Here is a 26362-nt window from a genome sequence, read left to right as displayed (position 1 = left end):
TATCGGATCCTGACTCCATGACTTCTTCTTTTCTCTGGCCTCTCCTTGCCGTATCGTTCACGGCGACTGCCGTTCCCATGCCGGAGGCATTCAGCCCGGCGCCTTGTGAGACGGGCATTTTACGCCAGGACCAGACGGGTTTCGTCGCCGTTACCAAAGGGGGAAAAGGGTATGGCTATACCTTTAGCGACGGGACCGTTGGCAACATGCAGGATGCCGGGGCACTGGTCGCGTGCGGAAAGGACGCCGTGCTTGTCAGCGGCAAGGAGCGCTGGCCGAAAGTGGCAGTGGCCGAAGCCAATACGCGCTTTGAATCGCATGGCGTCATGCTCGCTGGCCGCTTGCTGGAAGCGCCGGGCGCAGGCAAGGACACGCCGCTGGTCGTGTATGCCCATGGTTCCGAAGGCAGCGGCTGGATCGACCGCGCGCGCGATCCTTATCAGATGGTTGGACGGGGCGTGTCCGTTTTCGTGTATGACAAGCGTGGCACGGGGCTGTCCGAAGGCGAATATACGCAGAATTTTCCGCGCCTGGCCGATGACCTGGTGGCCGCGTCGCGCGAAGCAAAACGGCTGGCGCAAGGCCGCTACGGCCGCTTCGGCCTGATGGGCGTGAGCCAGGGCGGCTGGATCGCCCCGCTGGCGCAGGCGCGCGCCAAGGCGGAATTTCTCGGCATCGGCTACGGCCTAGTGGCCGATATCACGGAGCAGGATGCGGCGCAGGTCGCCATGGAATTGCGGGACAAAGGCTATGGCGGCGACGTCATCGCCAAGGGCAGGATGGTGACGGATATCACGGCAAGAATCGTCAAATCCGGCTACAAGGATGGTCTTGACGACTTGTCGGCATTCCAGCAGCAGTTCGGCAAGGAAGCGTGGTTTGGCTTCATCAAGGGAGGCTACACGGGCGTGTTGCTGGGCATGCCGGTCGATGAGCTGCGCAAGCATGGCATACCGCGGTTCGACAAGCTCGATATCGACTGGTCGCTCGATCCCGTGCAGCTTGTGCGTCAAGTTAAGGTGCCGCAGTTATGGGCCTTGGCAGAGGACGACCGTCAGGCGCCGCCGGCTGTCACCGTGGAGCGCCTGACGGCATTGCGCGGCCAGGGCCAGGCCATCTCGGTCTACCTCTTCCCGCAGGCCGATCACGGCATGCGCAGCTACGCTCAGGCATCGGATGGAACGCGCAAGCCCACCGTCATCACGCCAGGGTTCTATGATCTGATGGCCGACTGGGCAAAGGGCAGCGTCGATGGCGCGTACGGACAGGCGTACCGAAAATAAGAACGCCACGGCGACTGTGCATCGCCGTGCTGTTGTTTTACTGCCAGTGCATCAGGCAGGGGGGAATCAGCAGCAGCAGCGCCAGCACCAGGTAAATCAGCTGCAGCGGGATCATCCACTTGGCCCACGTAATCCAGGGCACGCGCGCCAGCGCCAGCACGCCGACGGTAATGCCGGAAGTGGGGATCATCGGCGTGGTGAATTCACCGAACTGGAAGGCGAGGATGGCGGTCTGGCGCGTCACGCCCACCAGATCGGCCAGCGGCGCCATGATGGGCATGGTGAGAGCCGCCTGGCCGCTGCCGGAATGGATGAAGAAGTTGATCACCGACTGCATGAAGAACATCTTTTGCGCGGCGAAGACGGGACTCGACGAGGCCACCAGGGGCGTCAATGCATGCAGCATGGTGTCGATGATCTGCGCATCGCGCGCCAGGATCATGGTGCCGCGCGCCAGCGCGATGACCAGCGCCACGCTCACCATGTCACGCGCGCCCTGCACGAAAGACGCCACCAGGCTGTCCATGTCGAGCCGGCCGACCAGGCCGACGACGATGGCCATCACCAGGAACAGGGCGGCGATTTCATCGATGAACCAGTCATACTTGACGACGCCGACGACCATCGTCAGCAAGGTCGCCATGAAAATCCACAGCACGGCGCGGTGCGTGCGCGTCATGCCGGCAAAGCTGTCCAGGTCCATCGAGTGTTCACGGCGCTTTTCAATGTCGAGCAGATAGGTCGGGCTTTTTTCCGGATGGCGCTTGATGCGCGCCGCGTACCACATCAAAAACACGATGCTGACCGCCGTGGCGATGGCCCACACGATCAGGCGGTAGCCGATGCCGGAAAAGATCGGCACGCCGGCGATGCCCTGCGCGATGCCGACATTGAACGGGTTCAGGAACGCGGCGGAAAAGCCCACCTGCGAGCCGATGAAGGGGATCGACACGCCCGTGATGGTGTCGTAGCCCAGGGCCAGGGCCAGCGGCACGAAGATCAGGATGAAGGGAATCGCTTCCTCGTTCATGCCGAAAGTGGCGCCACCGAGCGAGAACATGGTGAAGAACACGGGGATGATGGCGGCGCGCACGAAGCGCGAACTGGTATGCGCCTTGGCGATGGCCTTGATCAGGGAATCGAAGGCTTCCGTTTTTTGCAGCACGGCGAAGGCGCCGCCGACGATCAGCACGAAGCCGATGATCAGGCTGGCGTCGACGAAGCCCTTGATGGGCGCCATCATCAGGGCGGCGAGTCCCTGCGGCTTGTTGTCGACATAGTGAAACGTGCCGGGGATGATCAGCTGCTTGCCGTTCACCAGTTGCGTGTCGAATTTCCCGCCGGGCACCAGCCAGGTGGCCAGGGCGATCATGGCCAGGATGCCGCACAGCAGGACGAAGGTATTGGGGAGCTTGAATTTTCTCATGGCGTCATTGGCTCAGCAGGCTGCCGCCGCGGAAGGCGACGGCGCCGGCGACCTTGCCGACGTTCATGCCGCGCAAGACGTGGCGGTGGGCGCTGCGTGCAAAAAAGACGCCGGCGACCGTGCAGCGCAAGGTCGTCGTCTCGCCGCTGACAGGATCGATCAGGTCGGCTATCGCGTCGCCGGCGGCCAGCACCTCGCCCATTTCACGCAGGTAGACCAGTACGCCGTGATGCGGCGCGAGGATCGGTTCCACGCCGGCCAGCGGCGTCGGCTCGCACTGCGGGGCGGGCAGGTCGTCGCCGGCGCCGTCGATCTCCAGCACGCCTTCGATGGCGAGAAAACGCAGCAGGGCGGTGGCATCGCGTTCGGCCAGGGCGTAGCTCACTTCCACTTCGCCGCGCAACTCGACGGTGGTCGACAGGCAGGCGGCAGGAATCGGATAGCGTCCCTTGAAGTGCGCGTCGAGATCCCACCACAATCGGCTGCAGGCTTCGTCGAACGGCTCTTCGCCGGCCGCCAGCTCCAGCAACACGGCGCGCGCGCCCAGCAGCGCGGACAGCGGTGCGATCTGCGCCGCCAGCGGCGTGCCTGTGTAAATGTGCAGGGCCGCCTCGTTATCGCAATGCAGGTCGAGCACGATGTCGGCATCGATGGCCATGCCCAGCAAGGTCTTTTTCAGCGTCTCCGCATCCGTGGACGGCCGCCAGGCGGCGACGGCGGCGCGCGCGTGCCGGCGTATCAGCGCCACGTTGGCTTGCGCATCCTGTCCCAGCTTGCCATCAAGCGTGGTTTTCAGTTCATCGGCCACATGGCGGTAGGCGCGGTTGAAGTTGATGCCGGTGGTCAGGTCGAAGCGGCCGAACGGCGCGCCATGAATGGCTTGCGCCAGGCCGATCGGGTTGGCGGCCGGCACCAGGATGATTTCGCCATGCACCTTGCCCGCCGCTTCCAGCGCCAGCAGTTCGCGGCGCAGAAATTGCGATACCAGCATGCCCGGCACTTCATCCGCATGCAGCGCCGCCTGGATGTAGACCTTCTTGCCGCTGCGGCTGTTGGCAGCCGCGGCGCCAAAGTGGAAGCTGCTCAACTGGCACGCTACGCTGGCGTGCGCGGTGGAAATGGGATGCTGTTGTACTTGCATGGTGAATTCGCCCCAAAACGGGGCACGGTTGATGGATTTCGGTCGATTATGTAGCATTATTTTCACGAAGTAAATCAATGAAAATCCTTTTACAAATATTTGTTGAGTTTTCTTTTTGATATGAGTACAGTAAGTTCCAGCGACCCGTTTTCGCCTTTTATTTTCGTCATCCGCCATGCACAAGAACACAGGCCGCCAGTGATATGAAATCATCCGCCAGTCCTGCACGCAGCAGTTCCCACACGCCACGGGTTAGCACGCTGTCGGCGCCCGATGCCGCGTTCGCGCAATCGCCGCTGGGGCAGGCGCTGATGCACGTGCTGGCCAGCGGCTCGGCGTCGCAGCGGCAAATCGCCGATTACCTGCTGCGCAACCAGATGCGGGTGACGGCGCTGGGCATCGAGGAACTGGCCGACAGCTGCCAGGTATCGACGGCCACCATCAGCCGCTTCGCGCGCGACATCGGCCAGAAGAATTACTCGGCCATGCGCGGCGCCATGGCCGAAACCCTGCAATCGCTGTTGCAGCCAGTCGACAAATTGCGCCGCACGATAGAGCGCCGCGCGCGCGCCACGTCGCCCGTCACGGAAAGCCTGGAATATGCGGCCGCGAACATCGCCGCCACATCCGATGCCCTGTCGCCGCACGCCATGCAGGCCGTGGTGCGCCGCCTGACGCGCGCCAAGGTGGTGTATGTGATGGGTTTCGGCCTGTCGGCCAACCTGGCCGGCATGCTGGTGCAGCATCTGCAGCCGTTTTGTCCGCATGTGGTGGAAGTGGTGGGCATCGGCGGCTCGGAAGTGGCGGCCGGCCATCTGGTTAACCTGACGGCGCAGGACGTGCTGGTGGTGATCTCGTTCCCCCGTTATACGCTCGACTGCATCGGCCTGGCCAGCTTCGCGCGCGACTGCGGCGCCTGCATCGTGGCGCTCACCGATTCGCCCGCGTCCCCCCTGGCCGAACTGGCCGATCACGCGCTGTATGCGCAAAGCACGCATCCCGTCCTGCCCAGCAGCGCCAGCACGGCGCTGGCCATGATCGAGGCGCTGGCCGTGGCGCTGATGGTATCGAACAAGAAGAACGTTGAAAAAGCGGCCCGCTTGAGCGAAGTCATCGCCGCCTATCTGTACGGCGGCGAACATGGTGTGCAGGGCACCCGGAAAACAGCAGCAAAGCAGCGCAAGGCAGTGCCGCAGTCATTATAAAAATCAGCAATAACACCATCGGGGAGATTTTGCATGCAAGCAGAAAAACAAGACGGCAGCTGCGTACGGCCACGTGAGTCGGCGCTGGCGCATGCTATGCGCCTGGCACTGGGGGCCTTGGGCGTGTCGGCGACGCTGGGCATGCTGGCCAGCGGCGCTCAGGCGCAAGCGCAGGAGCAGGATGGCGAGCCTGCGCCGAAAAAAATGCAGCGCGTGGAAATCACGGGGTCGGCCATCAAGCGGCTGGAGTCGGAGACGGCGCTGCCGGTGCAGATCATCACGCGCGCCGATATCGAAAAGGCGGGCGTGACGACGGCGGCCGAGCTGATGGCGCGCGTGTCGGCCAACGTGGGCGGCCTGACCGATGGCGCCAGCATCAATATCGGCGGCGACCAGCGCGGCTTCAACAGCGCCAACCTGCGCGGCGTGGGCACGTCATCGACCCTGGTGCTGCTCAATGGCCGGCGCATGGCCAACTTTGCCTCGCCCGGCGACGATGCGGGCGTGGACCTGAATAATATCCCTGCCGCCGCCCTGCAGCGCGTGGAAGTGCTGCTCGACGGCGCGTCGGCCCTGTACGGCACGGACGCCATCGGCGGCGTCATCAATTTTATTACGCGCAAGGATTATCAGGGCGTGGAGCTGAACGTTTACGGCAGCCGTACCGATGAAGGGGGCGCCGGCAAGCGCACGGCCAGCATCACGGCCGGTACGGGCGACCTGGCGACGGACGGCTACAATATCTTTTCCGTGGTCGACATGCAAAAGATGGACCGCCTCAGCTCCTCGCAGCGCAAGTTCATTCCGAACCTGCAGGTTCCGCAGCGCCTGGGGCATTTGCTGTCGAGTTTTACCAGCCCGGCGAATATCCGCCTGTCAGGGGAGCAGCGCGACTATTTGCAGGACAATGGCTTCCTGCTCAATGGCCGGCCGATTAGCAACCGCCAGATCAATCTGTCGATCCCGAACTGTTCGCCGCCGGCCAACCTGTACCTGCCGGCGGGAACGGGCGGCGTCGATGCCTGTACATACGATTACATGGGCGACACGGAGCTGTATCCGAAGACGGACAAGCAGAACTTGCTCACGCGCGGCGTACTGAAGCTGAACAACGACCACCAGCTGTACGCGGAAGTGGCGCTGAGCCGCTCGCGCAGCTATTACGTGGGTTCGTCGGCGCGTGTGATCGGCTATCTCGATTACAGCAAGGTGCCGCAGCTGGCCAATACCGGCCTCGATAGCATCGTCGACGAAGACGGCAATCCGACTGCGCGCGAATTGGAACTGCGCATGCGCCTGAACGAGGCAGGCATGCGCACCAGCCAGTTGACCAGCGAGAGCCAGCGCTTCGTGGTGGGCGCCAGCGGCACGCTCGCCGGCTGGGATTACGACGTGGGCTTCAACCACAGCGTCAACGTCGTGAAGGACCGCGATACGCATGGTTATGTCCTGTACGACAAGCTGTTGGAGGGCATTGCCTCTGGCGACATCAACCCGTTTGGCCCATCGGGCGCGAAGGGTAAGGCGCTGCTCGACAGCATCCAGGTCAATGACGAAGTACGCCATGCGCGCGGCACCATGGATGCGCTCGACTTCAAGGCATCGCGCGCGCTGATGGCGTTGGGTGGCGGCGACATGGCGCTGGCTGTGGGCGGGGAAGTGCGCCGCGAACGCACGGAGTTCCGTCCATCGGCGTTGCTGATGAGCGACAATATCAACAACGACGCAGCGCCCGAAGGCGGCGTGGCCACCAGCGACAGCCGCAAGGTGCAAGCCATCTACAGCGAATTGCTGCTGCCATTTACCAAGCAGTGGCAGGCGCAGTTGTCGGGCCGCTATGACCACTACCAGCAGGTAGGCGGCGCCCTCAGTCCCAAGATTGGCCTGACCTATATGCCCAGCAAACAGGTGCTGCTACGCGCTTCGGCCGGCAAGGGCTTCCGCGCGCCATCGATGTCTGACCTGCACCGTCCCACTGCCTACAGCAGCACGGCGACCTTGCCCGATCCCGTGTATTGCGCGAGCGAGAACAATGACTATTCCGTCTGCGCCGACAACTGGGATACGCGCCGCTACAGCAACGACAAGCTGAAACCCGAGCGCAGCCGCCAGTTCACGGCCGGCCTGGTGCTCGAACCGAGCCAGCACTGGACCTTCAGTTTTGATTACTGGAACATCAAGCGCACGGACCTGATCAGCGAAATCGGCGACGACATCATCCTCGGTAACCTGGCCAAGTATGGCGACCTGGTACACCGCAACAAGGACAATGAAATCGATTATATCGAGCTGCGCAAGGAAAACCGGGGTGCGCAAAAGGCTGCGGGCATCGACCTGACGGCCGACCTGCATGGCGTGCAAACGGCGTGGGGACGTTTCGGCGGCCATTTGAGCGGCACCTATGTGCTCGATTCGAAAATCCAGACCAGCCCTGGCGACGTCTTTATCAGCAACCTGAATACCTTCGTCACGGACGGCGTGGTGCAGCGCTGGCGCCATACAATCACGCTGGACTGGGACAATGGTCCGTATTCGGCCAGTCTGTCGAACACGTATTCGAGCGGCTACGATGACCAGAATTCGGCCATCAACACGGATGATGGCAGCGTGGTCAAGCCGAACCGGGTGAAGGCGTATACGCTGTGGGACATGTCCGGCGCGTACGCAGTCAGCAAGCAGTTCAAGCTGCGCGCGGGCATACAGAATCTGTTCAATACCAGTCCGCCGTACTCGAACCAGGCGTACTTTTTCCTCTCCGGCTATGACCCGACCTACACGGACCCGCGCGGCCGGCGCTTCTATGCCAGCGCCAATTACAGCTTCAAGTAAGCAGTTTTACATAGAAGCGTGGAGATACCGCAACAACGCTGTCATATGCAGCAAGTAGTATCGTAGTTCGAGGCAGTTGGGTTGCAAGCAGCAGTTTTGGCAGCAAGGGCGCGCGCCTGTAGCAACAAGTGTGCGCCACTTTCCTTGTATTCGAGAGGCACCATGAAATCATCCGCAAGCCTGTATCACACCTTCCGCGCCGCGCTGCTGTTCGCGCTGGCATTGTGCAGCTTCCATGCCGTGGCGGCGCCTGGCGGCAGTACCATCGGCAGTGCCCCGCAGGGCACCCTCGTCATCATTGGCGGCGGCCTGCGCGCCGACAATGCCGAAGTCTGGCAGCGCATCGTCAAGTTGTCGGGCGGGCCAGGTGCGCGCATCGCCGTGCTGGCTTCGGCCGCGATGAACCCGGAAAAATCGGGCGAAAGCATCATCAGGAAGCTGAACCAATATGGCGCCGACGCCTTTTTCGTGCCGCTGGCCGTCAAGCTGGCCAATCGCGACTACCGCAAGGCAGCCGAAGACCCGGCCATCGTCACGCAGATCAAGTCGGCCAGCGGTATCTATTTTGCCGGCGGCGACCAGGGACGCATCACGCAAGCCTTGCTGCGCCCGGACGGCAGTCGCACGGCCGCGCTGGAAGCCATCTGGTCGGTCTACCGCAATGGCGGCGTGATCGCCGGTTCCAGCGCCGGCGCGGCCATCATGAGTACCACCATGTTTTACGATGCCAAGCCCGTGCTCGACATGCTCAAGATGGGCGTCACGGACGGGCGCGAGATTGCGCCCGGCCTGGGCTTCATCGGCAGCGATGTCTTCGTGGACCAGCATCTGCTGGTGCGCGGGCGCTTTGCGCGCATGATTCCCGTGATGCTGAAAAAAGGCTATCACCTGGGACTGGGCATCGATGAAAACAGCGCCATGGTGGTCGACGCCATGCGCGACGTGGAAGTCATCGGCTATAGCGGCGCCTTGCTGATCGACCTGTCGGGCGCCATCAGCGACCGCGGTGTGAAAAATTTCAATATCAGTAACGCCGCCATCAGCTACCTGGACCGGGGTGACAAATTCAACCTCGTCACGCGCGTGTTTACGCCGTCGCCGGACAAGGCCGACAACAAGCTCGATCCGAACCAGCCCGACATGCGCGAGCCCGTGTTTACCAACGATATTCTCGGCAATAACGCGGTGCTCGACCTGATGGGCAACCTGATCGACAACGCGCAGCAGGAAGCCATCGGCATCGCCTTCGGCAATCCGCGCGATCCGTATCCGGACCTGGGCTTCGAGTTCCGCTTCAGTAAAACGGTCAACAGCGTCGGCTACAGCTCGACCGAGGCGGAAGCGTATTCGGTGCTGAAGCTGCGCCTCGACATCCGCCCCATCCAGCTGCGCCAGCCCCTGTACCGCTACAAGTAAGCGGCGTGCCGCCAGCGGGGCCACGCGGCGATCGTCAGTGCCCTGAGCAGCCATTCGACAGGGCCATACGCGTGGCCGCGCAGCCACCAGCGGCTCAGTGGCAGCTGCATGCAAAAGAGGATGATGGCCAGCGCCAGGGCGCCCAGCGGCGAGACGCTGCCCATCAGGCGCGCGCCATACGCGAGGAACAGCCAGGCGCAGATGGCCGACTGCAGCAGGTAGTTCGACAAGGCCATGCGGCCCGTGTCGGCCAGCAGGGAAAACAGCGTGCCGTCGCGCAGGTGCTCGAACAGGGCCAGCGCTAACGCCAGGTAAGCGCCCGCCAGCAGCGGCGCGCTTGCCAGGCCCACGGCCAGTCCCGCCACCTGCCATGCCTGGCTGTCCCCATACACGGAAGTCCACGCATAGATGGCAGCGCCGGGCAGCCCCACCAGCGCGCCGGCCCACAGCAGGCGGCGCCGCAGCGGCAGATAAGCGCTTGCGTGCAGCAGCATCTCGCGCTTGCCGGCGGCCAGGCCGCACAGGAACATGGCCAGCGCGCAGGGCGCTTGCACCAGCAGCAGGACGATCCAGATTTCACGCAGTTCGCGCAGATGCTGATTGACGACGGCGGCCGGCGTGGCGCGATAGGCGGCCAGCGCGCTTGCCGCCTTTTGCGCCATCGCCACGGCGTTGTCCGCGGTGTCGCCCGCCGGCTGCAGGCTTTGCAGCCAGGCCATGCCTGCCCAGAATGCCGCGCAGACGGCGACGAGCATCAGCGCCAGGAACAGTGCCTGGCGTTCGCCGCAGCGGTGCAGCGCCAGCAGCACGATGCCCAGCACGGCGTAGGTGGTGAGTATATCGCCATGAAACAGGAACACGGCATGCAGTGCGCCGATCAGCCACAGGCCCGCTTGCCGGCGCAGCATGCGCGGCACGAACGGCGCATTGGTGCGCGCAGCCGCCTGCATCTGCAAGGTGAAGCTGTAGCCGAACAGGAAGGAAAACAGCAGGTAGAACTTGGTCTCGAACAGCAGGGCGACGAGAAAATGCGTGGCGCGGTCCACGCCACCGTGAAAGGCGGGATCGGTCATGCCCAGGCCGAACCAGGGCGTGGCGAAGGCGCCGATATTGACGACCAAAATGCCGAACAGGGCGCAGCCGCGCAGGGCGTCGACGTCGGCGATGCGCGTCGATGGCGTGCTCAGTGAGCCGCTCATGGCGCCGCTCATGACAAGGCAGGGCGCAGGAAGCGCGCCAATAACAGATGCAGGCTGGCCCGCTGCGCCAGCGGCGCGTAATGGGGATCGACGGCGACCCGGTTGAAGATGCCGTCGATCAGTGCGGCGAGCCAGCTGGCCGTTTGCGCGGCGTCCAGCGCGGTGTCGATCTGGCTTCGCGCGCCCGCCTCTTCCAGCAAGATTTGCAGGCCGCCACGCAGGCTGGCGTCATTGCGCGCCACCCTGGCCGCGATATCCGTGTCGCGCATCGCCTCTGCGGAAATTTCCAGCGCCAGTGCCGCAAAGTCCGCGTCGGCCGCCAGCGCCAGCACCAGGTCCATGAAGTCGAGCAGGGCGCCGTACGCATCGGCGCTGCCTTGCGCGCTGGCGAAATAGGCGACCGTCTCGCCGCCTTCCTGGTCGACGATGGCAGCGATGATGGCTTGCTTGGTGGGGAAGTAATGAAACAGGTTACCGGGACTCATGCCCGCTTGCGCGCAGATGGCGGCGGTGCTGGTCTGGTGAAAGCCCTTGCGCGCAAAGCAGCTGCGCGCGGCGGCGAGGATGGCGTCGCGGCGCGCCGCGTGTTTGCCGGGATCGATGGTGCGCATGGCGGTTTGCTGTCCTTTTAATTAATCGATTAGTCAATCTAATATAAGCCGATTGAATGGCATGGTCAAGCGAATCGCGAGAAAAGGGTGCTTTGCACGCTCCTTTCCTGTCGCTACAATGTGCCGCAGCGGTTTTTCCCGCGCCTGCCGGCAGGCCCGCTGATTGTTTGGAAAACCGTTCCCTTCACCTGTTTTTCTACCGTTTTAGGAATGACATGCAGCAGACCCCGATTCGATCCTTCCTCTGCGCGCTGGCGCTGGCCGCCGGCATGCTCCCCGCCGCGCAGGCGGCCGATGCGCCGCTGCCGGCCACCATGCGCCTTGATTACCAGCACAGCGGCAATGCGCTGGGCGAGCATTATGCGGTCGAACGCGTGCTGATCGAGCCCCTGCCATGGCCGGGCAATCCGGCGCGCCCCATCGACGACAGCAACCGTGGCAACAACCTGCTGGAAGTAGTCGATATCAAGTCGGGCAAGGTGCTGTATTCGCGCGGTTTTTCCACCATCTTCGGCGAGTGGGCCAGCACCGATGAAGCGAAAACCACCACGCGCGCTTTCCAGGAATCCGTGCGCTTCCCGCAGCCCGAGCACCCCGTGCGCGTGCGCATCCTCAAGCGCGACGAGCGCGGCCTGTTTTCCATTGTGTGGAGCACCGATGTCGACCCGGCGGCGCAGGATGTGATCCGCAAGCAGCCACCGGCACCCGTCAAGCCGATCCCGATCCGCATCAGTGGCCCGTCGTCCGGCAAGGTCGACCTCCTGATCATGGGCGATGGCTATACGGCGGCCGAAATGGGCAAGTTCGAAGCGACGGCGCGAAAATTGGCCGAGCACCTGTTTACCGTCTCGCCATTTCGCGAGCGGGCCAATGACTTCAATGTGTGGGCCATGGCCGCGCCGACCCAGGAGTCGGGCGTGTCGCGTCCCTCGACGGGCGTGCATCACGCTTCGCCGTTGGGTACGCGTTACGATATCTTCGGCAGCGAGCGCTACGTGCTGACGACGGATAACCGCGCCCTGCGCGACCTGGCGCAGTATGCGCCGTATGAATTCATCGAAATCCTCGTCAACAACGATACCTACGGCGGCGGCGGCATCTTCGGCCAGTTCAGCACGGCGGCGGCGAACAACGACTGGGCCAATTACCTGTTCGTGCATGAATTCGGCCACCATTTTGCCGGCCTGGCCGACGAGTACTACACCTCGCCCGTGGCCTATCAATCCAACGGTGAACGCCAGGAGCCGTGGGAGCCGAACGCCACGGCGCTGCGCGATCCGGCCAAACTGAAATGGAAGAACCACGTCAAGGCGGGCACACCGCTGCCGACGCCATGGCCGAAGGAGGCGTACGACAGCCATGCGCGCGAGTACCAGAAGCAGCGCGCGGCCCTGCGTGCGCAAAACCGCCCGGAAAGCGAGATGAGCGACTTGTTCAAGGCCGACCTGGCGTACACGCAGCAACTGTTCTCGAAGGCGCCGCAGCGCCATGCGGTGGGCGCCTTTGAGGGCGCCAACTACGAGTCGTCCGGCTACTACCGGCCGGAGATGCAATGCATCATGTTCGACCGCAGCGAGACGTTCTGCTCCGTTTGCCAGGATGGCATCAGCACCATCATCGACCTGTATTCGCGTCCCGCCGCGGCGCCGGCAAAATAAGACCGTTCATCTCTGTCCTGTCATGCATGGTGGGCCATGCTGCAACGCAATAGCATGGCCCACTTTCTGCCTCTCCCCACCGTTTGCCTGTCTCCCCTGCCCAGCATCGCTTGCTTTTCAGGCAATACCAATTGTCGCTGGCGCACTCCCTTTTTTTCCCGCCAGCCCAGCGATGTTATTCAATAAACACGTCCGCACGCTTGCCTGAAAAATATTTCATTTAGATAATATTGCGGTAAAATTTGATTTACATCAATGTTGCATTGCCGCAATCGCACTTATAGTTGACCTAGCTCAAAAGCGTTATGCATGCGGACCGGACTCATCGCGAATCACGTATCTAAATGCTGTAGAGTAATTTTCGCCCCGTACCAGTTCCCCGAAAATGCACTGGTGCGTGCCTCGAATTTCAGTGACGGAAGCCGATTCATGAAGATGCAGACCCCCGCGCCTGACGCGTGCAGTACCTTACATCCCCACACTCCCATCGCCTTGCCGTATGCGCGTGCCGGCGGCGTCACCCTGGCCATGTGCGCCTCCGCCATGCGCGCCGGCGCGGTGCGATGCGTGCATGCGGCCACGCCGTGGCCCGCCCTGCGTCCGGTCCAGGCATGACGGCCGACTTGCGCCAGCACTTGCCTTTGCAGGGCAAGCGGGGCCTGGTGGTCGGCATCGCCAACACGCAAAGCATCGCCTGGGGCTGCGCCAGCGCACTGCGCGCGGCCGGCGCCGAACTGGCCGTGACCTGGCTCAATGACAAGGCCCGTCCACACGTGGAGCCGCTGGCGTTGCAACTGTCGGCGGCCATCATGGCGCCGCTCGACGTGGCCGTGCCGGGCCAGCTCGAAGCGCTGTTCGCGCAGATCGAACGGCAGTGGGGGCGGCTCGACTTCCTCGTCCATTCCATCGCTTACGCGCCGAAGCAGGACTTGCATGGCCGCGTGACGGACAGTTCCGCCGACGGTTTTGCGCAGGCGATGGATATTTCCTGCCACTCCTTCATGCGCATGGCGAAGCTGGCCGAACCGCTGATGCCGGACGGCGGCAGCTTGATGACCATGAGCTACCTGGGCGCGGAGGAAGTCATCGCCGACTATGGCCTGATGGGTCCCGTGAAGGCTGCGCTGGAAGCGTCGGTGCGCTACCTGGCCGCCGAACTGGGTCCGCAAGGCATCCGCGTCAACGCCATTTCGCCCGGTCCTTTGGAAACGCGTGCCGCTTCCGGCATCGCCCATTTCGACCGCCTGATGGCCGACGCCATCGAACGCTCGCCCATGCGGCGCCTGGCCACCATCGAGGATGTGGGCGCGCTGTGCGCCTTCCTCGCCGGTGACGGCGCGCGCGCCATCACGGGCGGCACCTTGTATGTCGATGGCGGCTACAACATTCTGAATTGACTGGAAGAAGATGATCATGGCTGTTTCCGTTTTGCCCTCCTGCACCCGAGTAGCGGCGCTGGCCGCCAGCCTGCTGCTGGCCGGCTGCGCCTCGATGGCGCCGCCGTATGCGCCACCGCCGCTGCCCGTGGCGGCGCAGTATCCGGAGACCGATCCGGCCGGCGCGCAGGCGCCCGACGTCGCCTGGCAAGCGTACTTTGCCGACGCGCGCCTGCAGGCGCTGATTGCACAGGCGCTGGCCAGCAACCGCGATATCCGCATCGCCGCCCTGCGCGTGGAAGAGGCGCGCGCCGCGTATGGCATCCAGCGCGCCGAACAATTTCCCACCATCGCGCTGGGCGCCTCCGGCAGCCGCGCGCGCGTGCCCGGTGACCTGAGCGTGACGGGCCGCCCCATGACGAGCGCGCAGTACCAGGCGGGCTTGAACGTGAGCGCCTGGGAACTCGATTTCTGGGGCCGCGTGCGCAGCTTGAAGGACAGCGCGCTGCAAACCCTGCTGGCCAGCGACGAGGCGCGCCGCGCCGTCGGCGTGGCCCTGGTGGCGCAGGTGGCCAATGGCTACCTGGGCTTGCGCGAACTCGATGAACGGGTGGCGCTGGCGCGCGCCACGGTCGACAGCCGCGCCGAATCGCTGCGCATCTTCACGCGCCGCTTCGAGGTGGGTTCGATTTCCAAGCTGGACCTGACGCAGGTGGAAACCTTGCTCAGCCAGGCCTTGTCGCTGTCGGCCCAGCTGGAACAGGCGCGCGCCGTGCAGGCGCACGCGCTGGCCCAACTGGTGGGCGGCCCCGTCGACCTGACTCCGGACACCCGTCGCTTCGACGACGCCAGCGTGCTGCAGCCGCTGCATGCGGGCCTGCCCTCGGCCTTGCTGGCGCAGCGTCCCGACCTGATCGCGGCCGAACATCAACTGCGTGCCGCGCAAGCCAATATCGGCGCCGCGCGCGCCGCCTTCTTCCCGACGATTTCGCTGACGGCGGCCTACGGCACGGCCAGCGCGGAATTGAACGGCCTGTTCGATTCTGGCAGCGGCGCCTGGAATCTCGCGCCGCGCCTGGTGCTGCCGATCTTTGACGCAGGCCGCCTGCGCGCCAATATGGACCTGGCCGAGGTACGCCGCGACGTGGCTGTGGCCAACTATGAAAAGAGCGTGCAGGGCGCCTTCCGCGAAGTGGACGACGCGCTGTCGAACCGGCGCTGGCTGGCGCTGCAGGTCGACATTGGCAAGACCACCCTGGCCGCGCAGAGCGAACGGGCGCGCCTGGCCAAGCTGCGCTACGACAATGGCGCCGCGCCCTACCTGGAAGTGCTCGATGCGCAGCGCGACCTGCTGACGGTGGAGCAGCAACTGGTGCAGACGCGCCGCGCGCTGCTATCGAGCCAGGTCAGCCTGTATGCGGCGCTGGGCGGCGGCGTACTTGCCAACACCTCCGCCACTTCCGCCGACGCTTCCACCCACTAATTTGATCGCCCCGATACCATGAATGCTCAACTGAAGAAAAAACTCATCCCCGCGGCGCTGGTCGTGGCCGTTCTCGTACTGGGCTATGTGGCCTGGCAAAAAATGCGTCCCACGGGACCTGGCGAAGGTTTTGTCAGCGGCAATGGTCGCATCGAAGCGACGGAAATCGATGTCGCCACCAAGCTGGCCGGCCGGGTCAAGGAGATCCTCGTGCGCGAGGGCGACTTCGTCAAGGCGGGCCAGCCGCTGGCCACCATGCAGGTTGATTCCCTGACGGCCCAGCGCGACGAGGCGCGCGCGCGCCAGCAGCAGGCGTCCGACGCCGTGGTCGGCGCGCAGGCGCAGGTGGCCGTGCGCGAGAGCGACAAGGCGGCCGCACTGGCCATGGTGGCGCAGCGCGAAAGCGAACTCGATGCGGCCAAGCGCCGCCTGGCCCGCTCCGAAACCCTGTCGAAAGAGGGCGCTTCCTCGGTGCAGGAACTCGATGACGACCGCGCCCGCGTGCGCAGCGTGGCCGCGGCCCTGAATGCGGCCAAGGCGCAGGTGACGGCGGCGCAGGCGGCCATCGACGCGGCCAAGGCGCAGGTGGTCGGCTCGCGTTCCGCCGTCGTCGCCGCTGAGGCGACCACGGCGCGCATCGATTCCGACCTGGCCGATGGCCAGCTGACGGCGCCGCGCGACGGCCGCGTGCAATACCTGGTGGCGCAGCAGGGCGAAGTGGTGGCGGGCGGCGGCAAGGTGCTCAACCTGGTCGATCTGTCGGACGTCTACATGACCTTTTTCCTGCCCGAGACGGCGGCCGGGAAGGTGGCGATGGGCGGCGAAGTGCGCATCATCCTCGACGCGGCGCCCAATTACGTGATTCCGGCAACGATCTCGTTTGTCGCCGCCAGCGCGCAGTTCACGCCGAAGACGGTGGAGACGGCCAGCGAGCGCCAGAAGCTGATGTTCCGCGTCAAGGCGCAGATCAGCCGCGAACTGCTGCAAAAGCACCTGGCCCTGGTGAAAGTGGGCTTGCCCGGCGTGGCGTGGGTGCGTCTCGATGCAAAGCAGGCATGGCCCGCTGAACTGACGACGAAGGTTCCGCAGTGACCATGGATGTGAACAATTTCGTCGTCAGCATCCGTGGCGTCAGCCAGCATTACGGCAAGACGGTGGCGCTAGCCGCCATCGACCTCGATGTGCCGGCCGGCCGCATGGTGGGCTTGATCGGGCCCGATGGCGTGGGCAAATCGAGCCTGCTGTCGCTGGTGGCCGGCGCGCGCGCAGTACAGGAAGGCAGCGTCATGGCGCTGGGCGGCGACATGCGCGATGCGCGCCACCGCGACGACGTCTGCCCCCGTATCGCCTACATGCCGCAAGGACTGGGCAAGAATCTGTATCCGACCCTGTCGGTCGAGGAAAACCTGCAGTTTTTCGCGCGCCTGTTCGGCCATGACGCGGCCGAACGCCGGCGCCGCATCGATCAGCTGACCCGCAGCACGGGTCTGCAGCCCTTCCTGGCGCGCCCGGCGGGCAAGCTGTCGGGCGGCATGAAGCAGAAACTGGGCCTGTGCTGCGCGCTGATCCACGATCCCGACCTGCTCATTCTCGATGAGCCCACCACCGGCGTCGATCCGCTGGCGCGCGCCCAGTTCTGGGACCTGATCGCCGGCATCCGCGTGCAACGTCCGCAAATGAGCGTGATGGTGGCCACCGCCTACATGGACGAGGCGCAGCGCTTCGACTGGCTGGTCGCCATGGATGATGGCAAGGTGCTCGATACGGGCACGCCGGCCGAACTGCTGGCGCGCACGGACAGCAGCAACCTGGAAGCGGCCTTCATCAAGCTGCTGCCCGAAGCCAAGCGCGCGGGGCACCAGCCCGTGGTGATTACGCCACTGGACGCAGCCAGCGCGCAGGACGTCGCCATCGAGGCGCAAGACCTGACCATGCGCTTCGGCGATTTCACGGCCGTCGACCATGTGAATTTCCGCATTGGCCGCGGCGAGATCTTCGGCTTTCTCGGCTCTAACGGTTGCGGCAAGTCGACCACCATGAAGATGCTCACGGGCCTGCTGCCGGCCACGGAAGGCAAGGCCTGGCTGTTCGGCAAGGAAGTCGATTCCAACGATATCGACACGCGCCGCAGGGTCGGCTACATGTCGCAGGCCTTCTCGCTGTACAGCGAGCTGACGGTGCGCCAGAATCTGGTGCTGCACGCGCGCCTGTTCCACGTGCCCGCCAGCGAAATCGACGCCCGCATCGACGAGATGGCGCAGCGCTTTGACTTGCGCGCAGTGATGGACGACTTGCCCGACAGCCTGCCGCTGGGCATACGCCAGCGCCTGTCGCTGGCCGTGGCCATGGTGCACAAGCCGGAAATGCTGATCCTCGACGAGCCGACGTCCGGCGTCGACCCCATCGCGCGCGACAATTTCTGGCGCCTGATGATCGAGCTGGCGCGGCGCGACCGCGTCACCATTTTCATTTCCACCCACTTCATGAACGAGGCCGAGCGCTGCGACCGCATCTCGCTGATGCATGCCGGTAAAGTGCTGGTCAGCGATGCGCCGGCCGAACTGGTGCGCAAGAAGGGCGCGCCATCGCTGGAAGCTGCCTTCATCGCCTATCTGGAAGAGGCGGGCGGCGGCACGGCGCCGGCGGCGCAGGAAAGCGAGGCGCCCCCACAGAAGGCGGATGCGACCGCGCCGCAGCAGGAACACCGGCAGCAGCGCAGCCGCTTCAGCCTGGGGCGCATGCTCAGCTACATGTGGCGCGAAACCCTGGAACTGCGGCGCGACCCCGTGCGCCTGACCCTGGCGCTGGGTGGCTCCGTGCTGCTGCTGTTCGTCATCGGCTTCGGCATCAGCCTGGACGTCGAAGACCTCAGTTATGCGGTGCTTGACCACGACCAGACGACCCTGAGCCAGAATTACACGAACAACCTGGCCGGTTCGCGCTACTTCGTCGAGCGCCCGCCGCTGCGTGACTATGCCGATATCGACCGGCGCATGCGCAGCGGCGAACTGTCGCTGGCCATCGAGATTCCGCCCGGCTTCGCGCGCGACGTGCAGCGCGGCGCGCCGGCCCAGGTGGGCGCGTGGATCGACGGCGCCATGCCGATGCGCGCCGAAACCGTGCAAGGCTACGTGCAGGGCATGCATCAGCTGTGGCTGGCCGACCAGGCCTTGCACCGCTATGGCATCACGATGAGCAACCCCGTCGCCATCCAGACGCGCTACCGCTACAACCCCGACGTGAAAAGCCTGCCCGCCATGGTGCCGGCCGTGATTCCCTTGCTGCTGCTGATGCTGCCGGCCATGCTGGCGGCGCTGTCCGTGGTGCGCGAAAAGGAACTGGGCTCCATCATCAACCTGTACGTGACGCCCGTCACGCGCCTGGAATTCTTGCTCGGCAAGCAGGTGCCGTACGTGCTGCTGGCCATGCTCAATTTCGTCCTCATGGCGCTGCTGGCGGTCACCGCCTTCGGCGTGCCGATCAAGGGCAGCTTGCCGACCCTGATCGGCGCCACCTTCATCTTCAATATCTGCGCCACCGGCATCGGCCTGTTCGCCTCGACGTTTACGCGCAGCCAGATCGCGGCCCTGTTCGTGACCATGATCGGCACCATGATCCCGGCCATCCAGTTTTCCGGCCTGCTCAATCCCGTCTCGTCGATGGAAGGCGTGGGCAAGGCCATCGGCCTGATGTACCCGGCCACGCACATGCTCAATATCAGCCGGGGCGTGTTCAACAAGGCGCTGGGCTTTGGCGACCTGCACGCCTCGTTCTGGCCCCTGCTCGTCGCCATTCCCGTGATCCTCGGCGTGACGGTGGCGCTGCTGAAGAAACAGGAGTCGTAAGCGTATGCGCCACCTTGAAAATATCTACCGCCTGGGCGTGAAGGAAATCTGGAGCCTGATCCGCGATCCCATGATGCTGATCCTGATTTTGTATACCTTTACGCTGGCCATCTACGTGGCCGCCACGGCCAAGCCGGAAACCCTGCACATGGCGTCGATCGCCATCGTCGACGAGGATGGTTCGCCCCTGTCCGGGCGCATCGCCTCGGCCTTCTTCCCGCCGCAGTTCACGCCGCCGGCCATGATCAACCAGAGCCAGGTCGATGCGGGCCTGGACGCGGGCCAGTACACCTTCGTGCTGACCATCCCGCCCAAGCTGCAGGCCGACGTGCTCGGTGGGCGCCAGGCGGAACTGCAGCTGAACGTCGACGCGACGCGCATGAGCCAAGCCTTCAGCGGCAGCGGCTACATCCAGCAGATCGTCGCCGGTGAGGTGTCCGAATTCGCCAGGCGCTACCGGGGTGCGAGCGTCTCGCCGGTGGAGCTGGTGATGCGCGCGCGCTTCAATCCATCGCTGAGCCAGGCGTGGTTTGGCTCGCTGATGGAAATCATCAACCAGGTGACGATGCTGTCGATCATCCTCACCGGCGCGGCCCTGATACGCGAGCGCGAACACGGCACCATCGAGCATTTGCTGGTGATGCCCGTGACGCCGGCCGAGATCATGCTGGGCAAGGTCTGGTCGATGGGCCTCGTGGTGCTGCTGGCCGCCGCCCTGTCGCTGAACCTGGTGGTGCGCGGCATGCTGCACGTGCCGATCGAAGGCTCGATCGCGCTATTCCTGTGCGGCGCCGCCCTGCACCTGTTTGCCACCACCTCGATGGGTATTTTCCTCGCCACCGTGGCGCGCAGCATGCCGCAGTTTGGCATGCTGCTGATCCTCGTGCTGCTGCCGCTGCAGATGCTTTCGGGCGGCAGCACGCCGCGCGAAAGCATGCCCGAACTGGTGCAGAACATCATGCTGATCGCGCCGACCACGCATTTTGTCGAATTGAGCCAGGCGATCCTGTACCGGGGCGCCGGCATCGACGTGGTGTGGAAACCGTTCCTGGCCCTGCTGGCTATCGGCACGGCCCTGTTTACCTTCGCTCTGGCGCGCTTTCGCAAGACCATCAGCCAGATGGCGTAGCCCCCGCGCCGGAATGGTCCGGCGTTTTTTTGCATGAAAAGGATAGCCATGAAGATCGAAGCTGCACCATTTTTTTCCACCGGCGGCTTGCCGTCGCTGGGCGTGCTGGGCGACTATGCGCGCGACTCGTGGCAGCGCATCGTGCTGTATGCGGACGTGATGCGCCGGCGCGGCAACCAGTACCAGGAGCATCTGGCCGAGGAAGTGCCGAACGTGCTGGACTTCCCCGCCGAGCTGGTGATGTCGGGCCTGGAGCTGGCGCGTCCCGTCAACTACGGCCTGGCGCGCATCTTGACGCCCGATGCGCCCGAACCTGATCCATCGAAGCGGCCATTCGTCGTCGTCGATCCGCGCGCGGGCCACGGTCCCGGCATCGGCGGCTTCAAGGCCGAGAGCGAGATCGGCGTGGCCCTGCGCGCTGGCCACCCGTGCTACTTCATCGGCTTCCTGCCCGATCCCGTGCCGGGACAGACGGTGGAAGACGTGATGCACGCCGAGGCGGCCTTCCTGGAAAAAGTCATCGCCCTGCATCCGCTCAGCGAGGGCAAGCCCGTCGTCATCGGCAATTGCCAGGCCGGCTGGCAAATCCTCATGACGGCCGCCATGCGCCCGGAGCTGTTCGGCCCCATCATCGTGGCCGGCGCGCCCGTCTCGTACTGGGCCGGCTGGCATGGCCGCAATCCGATGCGCTATGCGGGTGGCCTGATGGGCGGCAGCTGGGCCACGGCGCTGGCGGGCGACCTGGGCAACGGCCGTTTCGACGGCGCCAGCCTGGTGCAGAATTTCGAGAAGCTGAACCCGGCCAACACCCTATGGAGCAAGCAGTACAACCTGTACGCGAACATCGATACGGAAGCGCCCCGTTATCTGGAATTTGAAAAATACTGGGGTGGCCACGTGTTCCTCAACGACGTCGAGATGCAGTACATCGTCGACAATCTGTTCATCGGCAACCGCCTGGCCACGGCGGAGTTGATCACCTCCGACGGCGTGCGCCTGGATTTGCGCAATATCCGCTCGCCCATCGTCGTGTTCTGCTCGAACGGCGACAACATCACGCCGCCGCCGCAGGCCCTGGGCTGGATCACGGACCTGTACCGCGACGATAACGATGTGCTGATGCACGACCAGACCATCGTGTATGCCGTGCATGACAGCATCGGTCACCTGGGCATTTTCGTCTCGGCCAAGGTGGGACACAAGGAACACCAGAAATTCGCCAGCAATATCGACCTCATCAATCTGCTGCCGGCCGGCATCTACGAAGCGCGGATCGTCGACAAGACGCCCGATACGCCGAACGCCGACCTGGCCAGCGGCGACTACGTGCTGCAGGTCGAACACCGCGGCATCGAGGACGTGCGCGCCATCGTGCAGCCAAGCGTGGAAAACGACCGCAAATTCGCCGCTGCCGCGCGCGTATCCGAAGTGAACCTGGCCCTGTATCGCACGTTTGCGCAGCCGTGGGTGCGCGCCATGGTCACGCCGCAGGCGGCGCGCTTCCTGCAGCTCGCGCATCCGCTGCGCGTGTCGTACGAGCGCTGGACGGATCACAATCCGCTGGCCAGGCTGGTGGCCAAGGAGGCGGAAAAAGTGCGCGCCCAGCGCCAGCCGGTATCGCCCGACAACCCGCTGCTGGCCATGCAGGAAGCCATCTCCGGCGCCATCACGGCCGGCTTGAACAGCTGGCGCGACTGGCGCGATACGGTGCAGGAAACCACCTTCGACCTGGTGTACGGCTCGCCGCTGGTGCAGGCACTGACGGGACAAGCCATCGGCGACGCCACGCCGCCGCGCCCCCATCCCGGCATCTCGCCCGAGCATTGCGAATACGTGCGCTGCGAAACGCGCAAGATGGACGAGGACATGCAGCGCGGCGGCCTGGTGGAAGCGGCCGTGCGCGCGCTGTTCTACATCTACCGCTTCCGCATGATCGCCGACGAGCGCAGGGTCAATCTGGCCCTCAAATTGATCAAGCCGCAATACCGTCAGGATGTCAGCATGGAGGAATTCCGCGGCATCGTGCGCCAGCAGGCGCGTTTGATGCTGCATGATTTCGATGCGGCCATCGCCGCCTTGCCGTCCTTGCTGTCGCGCGCCGACCCGGACGATATCGGCGCGCTGGCCGAATGGCTGCAGCAAGTGTTGCAAGTGCCCGAAGCGCCGACGCCGGACGAGGAAGCGAGCCTGCAGCAGATGCTGGAGGTCTTCGACCGCGCAGTCAAGGAGCAGGCGAATGCGCTGCCGCCGGACACGCGCGCATCTCAGCCTGCTCCCCATAAGGGACCGAAAGACAAGCCGGCCAAACACATTACCCCTGCCTAGAAGACCACGATGATTACTACCCAAGACGATGATTTGAATATCGTGCGTAACCGCACCTTCGACCAGATCGCCATCGGCGACACCGCCAGCATTACGCGCACCCTGAGCATGGACGATATCGCCCTGTTCGCGGTGATGTCGGGCGATGACAACCCGCAGCACCTGGATACCGAATTTGCCGCCGCCACCCGCTACGAGGGCGTCATCGCCCACGGCATGTGGGGCGCGGCCCTTATTTCCGCAGTGCTGGGCACCCGTCTGCCCGGCGCCGGCACGGTTTACACGGGCCAGACCCTGCGCTTCCTGCAGCCCGTGCGCGTGGGCGATACGCTGGCCATCAGCGTTACCGTCACGGCCCTCGAGCCGCGCAGCCGCCACGTGACCCTGGCTTGCCGCTGCGTCAACCAGCATGGCGCCGTGGTGCTCGATGGCGAGGCGCAGGTGATCGCGCCCGCGGAGCAGATCGAACGCGAGCGCGCCACCCTGCCCGAAGTGCGCCTGCATAACGGCGACGGCACGCGGCGCCTGCTGGAACACGCGCGCACCCTGGGTCCGATCAGGGTGGCCGTGATCCACCCTTGCGATGAACTGAGCCTGTCGGGCGCGCTCGACGCGCATGCTGCCGGCCTGATCACGCCCGTGCTGGTGGCGCCGCGCGCGCGCCTGGAGGCGGTGGCCCTGGAAGCGGGCCTGAGCCTGGAAGGCATCGCCATCGAGGATGTCGAGCATAGCCATGCGGCCGCCGCGCGCGGCGCAGAACTGGCGGGCAAGGGCGAAGTCGAGGCGCTGATGAAGGGTAGCCTGCACACGGATGAACTGATGTCGGCCGTGCTGTCTGCTAGCGCCGGCCTGCGCACCAAGCGCCGCATCAGCCACTGCTTCCTGATGCAGACGCCTGCCTATCCGCGCCCCTTCATCATCACCGACGCGGCCATCAATATCGCGCCTAACCTGGCCATGAAGGCCGACATCGTGCGCAACGCCATCGATCTGGCGCACGTGATCGGCGTGGCCATGCCGCGCGTGGCCATCCTGGCCGCCGTGGAAACGGTGAACGCGGACATGCCCGCCACCCTGGACGCGGCCGCCCTGTGCAAGATGGCCGACCGTGGGCAAATCACCGGGGCGATCCTCGACGGCCCGCTGGCCTTCGACAACGCCGTCTCGATCGCCGCCGCCACCGTCAAGGGCATCGTCTCCGAGGTGGCGGGCCGCGCCGATATTTTGCTGGTGCCCGACCTGGAAAGCGGCAATATGCTGGCCAAGCAGCTTGAGTACATGGGCGACGCGGACAGCGCCGGCATCGTGCTGGGCGCGAAGGTCCCCGTCATTCTGACCAGCCGCGCCGATTCGCGCGCCAGCCGCATCGCCTCGTGCGCCATCGCCGTGATGCTGGCCAACCATTACCGGAGCACGCCGCCATGAACGCACCAGTCCAACATGCCGCCGATGGCGCCCTGATCCTGGTGCTCAATTGCGGCTCGTCGAGCATCAAGTTCGCCCTGTTCGAGCAAGCGGACGGCGTGCTGCCGCAGCAGGCGCAATGGAGCGGCAAGGTTGAAGGCATCGGCCGCGAAAACGCCACTTACCGCGCCGGCGGCCTGCCGGCAGTCGCCTTGCAGCTCGATGCAGAGCAGCCGCACCACGCGGCCCTCGAATACATCCGCGCGCAAGTCGTGGCGCAGCTGGACGGGCGTACGCTGCGCGCTGTGGCGCACCGCGTGGTGCATGGCGGCAGCAAGTATTTCGCCCCCATGCGCATCGATGCCAAGGTGCTGGCGGACCTGAAAAGTTTTGTGCCGCTGGCGCCCCTGCACCAGCCGTTCGCCCTGGAGGCGATCGAGGTGCTGCTGGAATCGCGCCCCGATATCGCCCAGGTGGCGTGTTTCGACACGGCCTTCCACCATACGGTGCCGCAGGTCGAGCAGATGCTGGCCCTGCCTTACGATGCGTGGGAGCGGGGTTTGCGCCGCTATGGCTTCCACGGCCTGTCGTATGAATACCAGTCGCTGGTGCTGGAGCAGCGTTTTGGTGCTGTCGCGCGCGGCAAGGTCATCGTGGCCCACCTGGGCAGCGGCGCCAGCCTGTGCGCCATGGAGAATTTGCACAGCGTGGCCACCACCATGGGCTTTTCCGCGCTCGATGGCCTGATGATGGGCACGCGCTGCGGTTCGCTCGATCCGGGCGCCGTCATCTATCTGATGGAGATCGAAAAACTGTCGCTGGAAAAGGTGGCGCATGTGCTGTACCACGAATCGGGCTTGCTGGGCGTGTCGGGCGTGTCGGCCGATCCGCCCGTTCTGCTGGCGCAGCAGGACCGGCAGGATGCCACGGGCGAGCGTATCCGCGCCGCGCTGGCTTTATATATCCGCCGCATCGTGCGCGAAATCGGCGCCCTGACGGCCGTGCTGGGTGGACTGGATATGCTGGTGTTTACGGCCGGTATCGGCGAGCACAGCGCCGAACTGCGTCAGCGCATCTGCGCCGAGCTGGGTTTTATTGGTCCCGTGCTTGATGCGGAGGCCAATGCGCGCAACGCCAGCCGCATTTCCAGCGATGCCAGCCGCATCGTGGTGGGCGTGGAGCCTGCCAATGAAGAGTGGGTGGCGGCCCGCCACGCGGCCCTGGCCGTGAGCGCATGAGGATTTGACAGCGCCATCGCACTCAATGGGAAATTTGCCGAATTGCACATATTTTCCGTTGAGTGCGCTAACGCACTGTGTGGTTTGCCAGTTATCTTTACTATGAAGTCATGCCATTGCGCTACATCAAGAAACAGCGTGATGCCTGGCAAATTTTGAACATTTTGCCCGCCTTTAGTAAAAATAACTCGAATCCATATTGAAAGGTCACATCATGAACAAATTACTCGCCGCACTGATCGCCACCCTGTTTGCTACTGCCGCCTTCGCTCAAACCGCACCGGCCACGGAAGCTGTCGTGAAAGCCCAGGCTTCCGCGCAAAAAGACGTCAACAAAGCTGCCGCTTCGGAAGCCAAGGTCGATGCCAAGGCTGACGCGAATGTCGCCAAGGCCGAAATGAAGGCCGACGAAAAGAAAGCCGACGCCCATCACAAGGCCAATAAAACCAAGGCCAAGGCCCACGACAAAGTCGTCAACGCCGATGCGGAAGACAAGCTGAAAGCGGAAGCCAAGGCGGATAAAACCGATGCAAAGGCCGATGCGAAAGCCACCAAGGCTGCAGTGAAAGCGAACGCCAAGGTCGCCAAGGAAAAAGTGGAAGCGAACGCCGACAAGGCTCTCGCCGCCACCAAGACGGAAGAAGCCAAGGCCAAGGCCGACGCTGAAGTCAAGGCCGCCGCCGCCAAGTAATTCCCCGTTTGCGGGCCACGGCCTGCAAGCACCAAAGACAGCTTCGGCTGTCTTTTTTTTCGTCTGCCACTTTCCTTTGGCACCGCTTGCCAGTCTTGATCTG

Annotated in this window: 19 protein-coding genes; 15 read left to right on the top strand and 4 right to left on the bottom strand. The window is 64.3% G+C overall.

Translation table 11 applies throughout. The annotated features are described in order from the left end of the window. Positions 1-77: 77 nt before the first annotated feature. Complete coding sequence (locus ACQ4WY_RS11160; RefSeq protein ID WP_436504035.1) at positions 78-1283, top strand: alpha/beta hydrolase family protein; 1206 nt, start codon at positions 78-80, stop codon at positions 1281-1283. 37 nt (positions 1284-1320) lie between these two features. Here the strand turns inward: ACQ4WY_RS11160 and ACQ4WY_RS11155 are convergent, their stop codons facing one another. Together ACQ4WY_RS11155 and ACQ4WY_RS11150 are read right to left on the bottom strand one after the other, a co-directional pair. Then, positions 1321-2709, bottom strand: a complete 1389-nt coding sequence (locus ACQ4WY_RS11155) for a YfcC family protein (protein ID WP_353659953.1) — start codon at positions 2707-2709, stop codon at positions 1321-1323. Between the two features lie 4 nt (positions 2710-2713). Further along, a complete protein-coding gene (locus tag ACQ4WY_RS11150; RefSeq protein WP_436504034.1) occupies positions 2714-3850 on the bottom strand; it encodes a succinylglutamate desuccinylase/aspartoacylase family protein in 1137 nt (378 codons plus the stop codon). 203 nt (positions 3851-4053) lie between these two features. Between ACQ4WY_RS11150 and ACQ4WY_RS11145 the strand changes: the two genes are divergently transcribed. The 3 genes from ACQ4WY_RS11145 (at position 4054) to ACQ4WY_RS11135 (ending at position 9300) form a co-directional block, all read left to right on the top strand. Next, positions 4054-5055: a MurR/RpiR family transcriptional regulator gene (locus tag ACQ4WY_RS11145; RefSeq protein ID WP_436504033.1), complete on the top strand. Its 1002-nt coding sequence runs from the start codon at positions 4054-4056 to the stop codon at positions 5053-5055. 33 nt (positions 5056-5088) lie between these two features. Continuing rightward, positions 5089-7884 carry a TonB-dependent receptor gene (locus ACQ4WY_RS11140; RefSeq protein ID WP_436504032.1) on the top strand — a complete coding sequence of 932 codons (2796 nt, stop codon included), beginning with the start codon at positions 5089-5091 and terminating at the stop codon, positions 7882-7884. Between the two features lie 162 nt (positions 7885-8046). Beyond that, a complete protein-coding gene (locus ACQ4WY_RS11135) occupies positions 8047-9300 on the top strand; it encodes a cyanophycinase (protein WP_436504031.1) in 1254 nt (417 codons plus the stop codon). On the opposite strand, the gene ACQ4WY_RS11130 is transcribed toward ACQ4WY_RS11135, so the two are convergent. Both ACQ4WY_RS11130 and ACQ4WY_RS11125 read right to left on the bottom strand, forming a co-directional pair. Next, positions 9291-10499, bottom strand: coding sequence for a DUF418 domain-containing protein (locus ACQ4WY_RS11130; protein WP_436504030.1), 1209 nt, complete (start codon positions 10497-10499; stop codon positions 9291-9293). The two genes, ACQ4WY_RS11135 and ACQ4WY_RS11130, sit on opposite strands and share 10 nt — an antisense overlap. Positions 10500-10507: 8 nt before the next feature. After that, positions 10508-11110 (bottom strand): TetR/AcrR family transcriptional regulator, encoded by a 603-nt coding sequence (locus tag ACQ4WY_RS11125; protein ID WP_436504029.1) that lies wholly within the window; start codon positions 11108-11110, stop codon positions 10508-10510. A 215-nt stretch (positions 11111-11325) separates the two neighbouring features. Between ACQ4WY_RS11125 and ACQ4WY_RS11120 the strand changes: the two genes are divergently transcribed. From ACQ4WY_RS11120 to ACQ4WY_RS11070, 11 genes are all read left to right on the top strand, one after another. Then, positions 11326-12768 carry an IgA Peptidase M64 gene (locus ACQ4WY_RS11120; RefSeq protein WP_436504028.1) on the top strand — a complete coding sequence of 481 codons (1443 nt, stop codon included), beginning with the start codon at positions 11326-11328 and terminating at the stop codon, positions 12766-12768. 429 nt (positions 12769-13197) lie between these two features. Then, the gene (locus tag ACQ4WY_RS11115; protein ID WP_436504027.1) at positions 13198-13383 is read left to right on the top strand and encodes a hypothetical protein; all 186 of its coding nucleotides are present in this window, start codon (positions 13198-13200) and stop codon (positions 13381-13383) included. Continuing rightward, positions 13380-14165, top strand: coding sequence for an enoyl-ACP reductase FabI (gene fabI, locus ACQ4WY_RS11110; protein WP_436504026.1), 786 nt, complete (start codon positions 13380-13382; stop codon positions 14163-14165). Before ACQ4WY_RS11115 ends, fabI begins: the two co-directional genes overlap by 4 nt. Before the next feature lie 10 nt (positions 14166-14175). After that, positions 14176-15627 carry an efflux transporter outer membrane subunit gene (locus ACQ4WY_RS11105; protein ID WP_436504025.1) on the top strand — a complete coding sequence of 484 codons (1452 nt, stop codon included), beginning with the start codon at positions 14176-14178 and terminating at the stop codon, positions 15625-15627. An 18-nt stretch (positions 15628-15645) separates the two neighbouring features. Next, on the top strand, positions 15646-16719 hold the full coding sequence (locus ACQ4WY_RS11100) for an HlyD family secretion protein (RefSeq protein WP_436504024.1): 1074 nt from the start codon (positions 15646-15648) through the stop codon (positions 16717-16719). A gap of 2 nt (positions 16720-16721) precedes the next feature. Further along, positions 16722-19472 carry a ribosome-associated ATPase/putative transporter RbbA gene (gene rbbA / locus ACQ4WY_RS11095; protein ID WP_436504022.1) on the top strand — a complete coding sequence of 917 codons (2751 nt, stop codon included), beginning with the start codon at positions 16722-16724 and terminating at the stop codon, positions 19470-19472. A gap of 4 nt (positions 19473-19476) precedes the next feature. Continuing rightward, on the top strand, positions 19477-20601 hold the full coding sequence (locus ACQ4WY_RS11090; RefSeq protein WP_436504021.1) for an ABC transporter permease: 1125 nt from the start codon (positions 19477-19479) through the stop codon (positions 20599-20601). Positions 20602-20649: 48 nt separating this feature from the next. After that, positions 20650-22926 carry a DUF3141 domain-containing protein gene (locus ACQ4WY_RS11085; protein WP_436504020.1) on the top strand — a complete coding sequence of 759 codons (2277 nt, stop codon included), beginning with the start codon at positions 20650-20652 and terminating at the stop codon, positions 22924-22926. Between the two features lie 9 nt (positions 22927-22935). After that, complete coding sequence (locus ACQ4WY_RS11080) at positions 22936-24351, top strand: bifunctional enoyl-CoA hydratase/phosphate acetyltransferase (protein ID WP_436504019.1); 1416 nt, start codon at positions 22936-22938, stop codon at positions 24349-24351. Continuing rightward, positions 24348-25568, top strand: a complete 1221-nt coding sequence (locus ACQ4WY_RS11075; protein WP_436504018.1) for an acetate/propionate family kinase — start codon at positions 24348-24350, stop codon at positions 25566-25568. Before ACQ4WY_RS11080 ends, ACQ4WY_RS11075 begins: the two co-directional genes overlap by 4 nt. 214 nt (positions 25569-25782) lie before the next feature. Beyond that, positions 25783-26259 carry a hypothetical protein gene (locus ACQ4WY_RS11070; protein WP_070224288.1) on the top strand — a complete coding sequence of 159 codons (477 nt, stop codon included), beginning with the start codon at positions 25783-25785 and terminating at the stop codon, positions 26257-26259. Positions 26260-26362 lie beyond the last annotated feature (103 nt).

It is taken from the genome of Janthinobacterium salmonicoloratum, from assembly GCF_051380845.1.
In the GTDB taxonomy this organism is placed as follows: Bacteria; Pseudomonadota; Gammaproteobacteria; order Burkholderiales; family Burkholderiaceae_D; genus Janthinobacterium; species Janthinobacterium lividum_F.
This window is presented reverse-complemented; position numbering and strand designations above follow the sequence as displayed.

Excerpts from the sequence above, each read along its gene's own strand:
- ACQ4WY_RS11145 (WP_436504033.1), top strand. The coding sequence starts at position 4,054 with ATGAAATCATCCGCCAGTCCTGCACGCAGCAGTTCCCACACGCCACGG.
- ACQ4WY_RS11100 (WP_436504024.1), top strand. The coding sequence starts at position 15,646 with ATGAATGCTCAACTGAAGAAAAAACTCATCCCCGCGGCGCTGGTCGTG.
- ACQ4WY_RS11120 (WP_436504028.1), top strand. The coding sequence starts at position 11,326 with ATGCAGCAGACCCCGATTCGATCCTTCCTCTGCGCGCTGGCGCTGGCC.
- rbbA (WP_436504022.1), top strand. The coding sequence starts at position 16,722 with ATGGATGTGAACAATTTCGTCGTCAGCATCCGTGGCGTCAGCCAGCAT.
- ACQ4WY_RS11155 (WP_353659953.1), bottom strand. The coding sequence starts at position 2,709 with ATGAGAAAATTCAAGCTCCCCAATACCTTCGTCCTGCTGTGCGGCATC.
- ACQ4WY_RS11105 (WP_436504025.1), top strand. The coding sequence starts at position 14,176 with ATGATCATGGCTGTTTCCGTTTTGCCCTCCTGCACCCGAGTAGCGGCG.
- ACQ4WY_RS11075 (WP_436504018.1), top strand. The coding sequence starts at position 24,348 with ATGAACGCACCAGTCCAACATGCCGCCGATGGCGCCCTGATCCTGGTG.
- ACQ4WY_RS11160 (WP_436504035.1), top strand. The coding sequence starts at position 78 with ATGCCGGAGGCATTCAGCCCGGCGCCTTGTGAGACGGGCATTTTACGC.
- fabI (WP_436504026.1), top strand. The coding sequence starts at position 13,380 with ATGACGGCCGACTTGCGCCAGCACTTGCCTTTGCAGGGCAAGCGGGGC.
- ACQ4WY_RS11070 (WP_070224288.1), top strand. The coding sequence starts at position 25,783 with ATGAACAAATTACTCGCCGCACTGATCGCCACCCTGTTTGCTACTGCC.
- ACQ4WY_RS11125 (WP_436504029.1), bottom strand. The coding sequence starts at position 11,110 with ATGCGCACCATCGATCCCGGCAAACACGCGGCGCGCCGCGACGCCATC.
- ACQ4WY_RS11085 (WP_436504020.1), top strand. The coding sequence starts at position 20,650 with ATGAAGATCGAAGCTGCACCATTTTTTTCCACCGGCGGCTTGCCGTCG.
- ACQ4WY_RS11080 (WP_436504019.1), top strand. The coding sequence starts at position 22,936 with ATGATTACTACCCAAGACGATGATTTGAATATCGTGCGTAACCGCACC.
- ACQ4WY_RS11150 (WP_436504034.1), bottom strand. The coding sequence starts at position 3,850 with ATGCAAGTACAACAGCATCCCATTTCCACCGCGCACGCCAGCGTAGCG.
- ACQ4WY_RS11115 (WP_436504027.1), top strand. The coding sequence starts at position 13,198 with ATGAAGATGCAGACCCCCGCGCCTGACGCGTGCAGTACCTTACATCCC.
- ACQ4WY_RS11135 (WP_436504031.1), top strand. The coding sequence starts at position 8,047 with ATGAAATCATCCGCAAGCCTGTATCACACCTTCCGCGCCGCGCTGCTG.
- ACQ4WY_RS11130 (WP_436504030.1), bottom strand. The coding sequence starts at position 10,499 with ATGAGCGGCTCACTGAGCACGCCATCGACGCGCATCGCCGACGTCGAC.
- ACQ4WY_RS11140 (WP_436504032.1), top strand. The coding sequence starts at position 5,089 with ATGCAAGCAGAAAAACAAGACGGCAGCTGCGTACGGCCACGTGAGTCG.
- ACQ4WY_RS11090 (WP_436504021.1), top strand. The coding sequence starts at position 19,477 with ATGCGCCACCTTGAAAATATCTACCGCCTGGGCGTGAAGGAAATCTGG.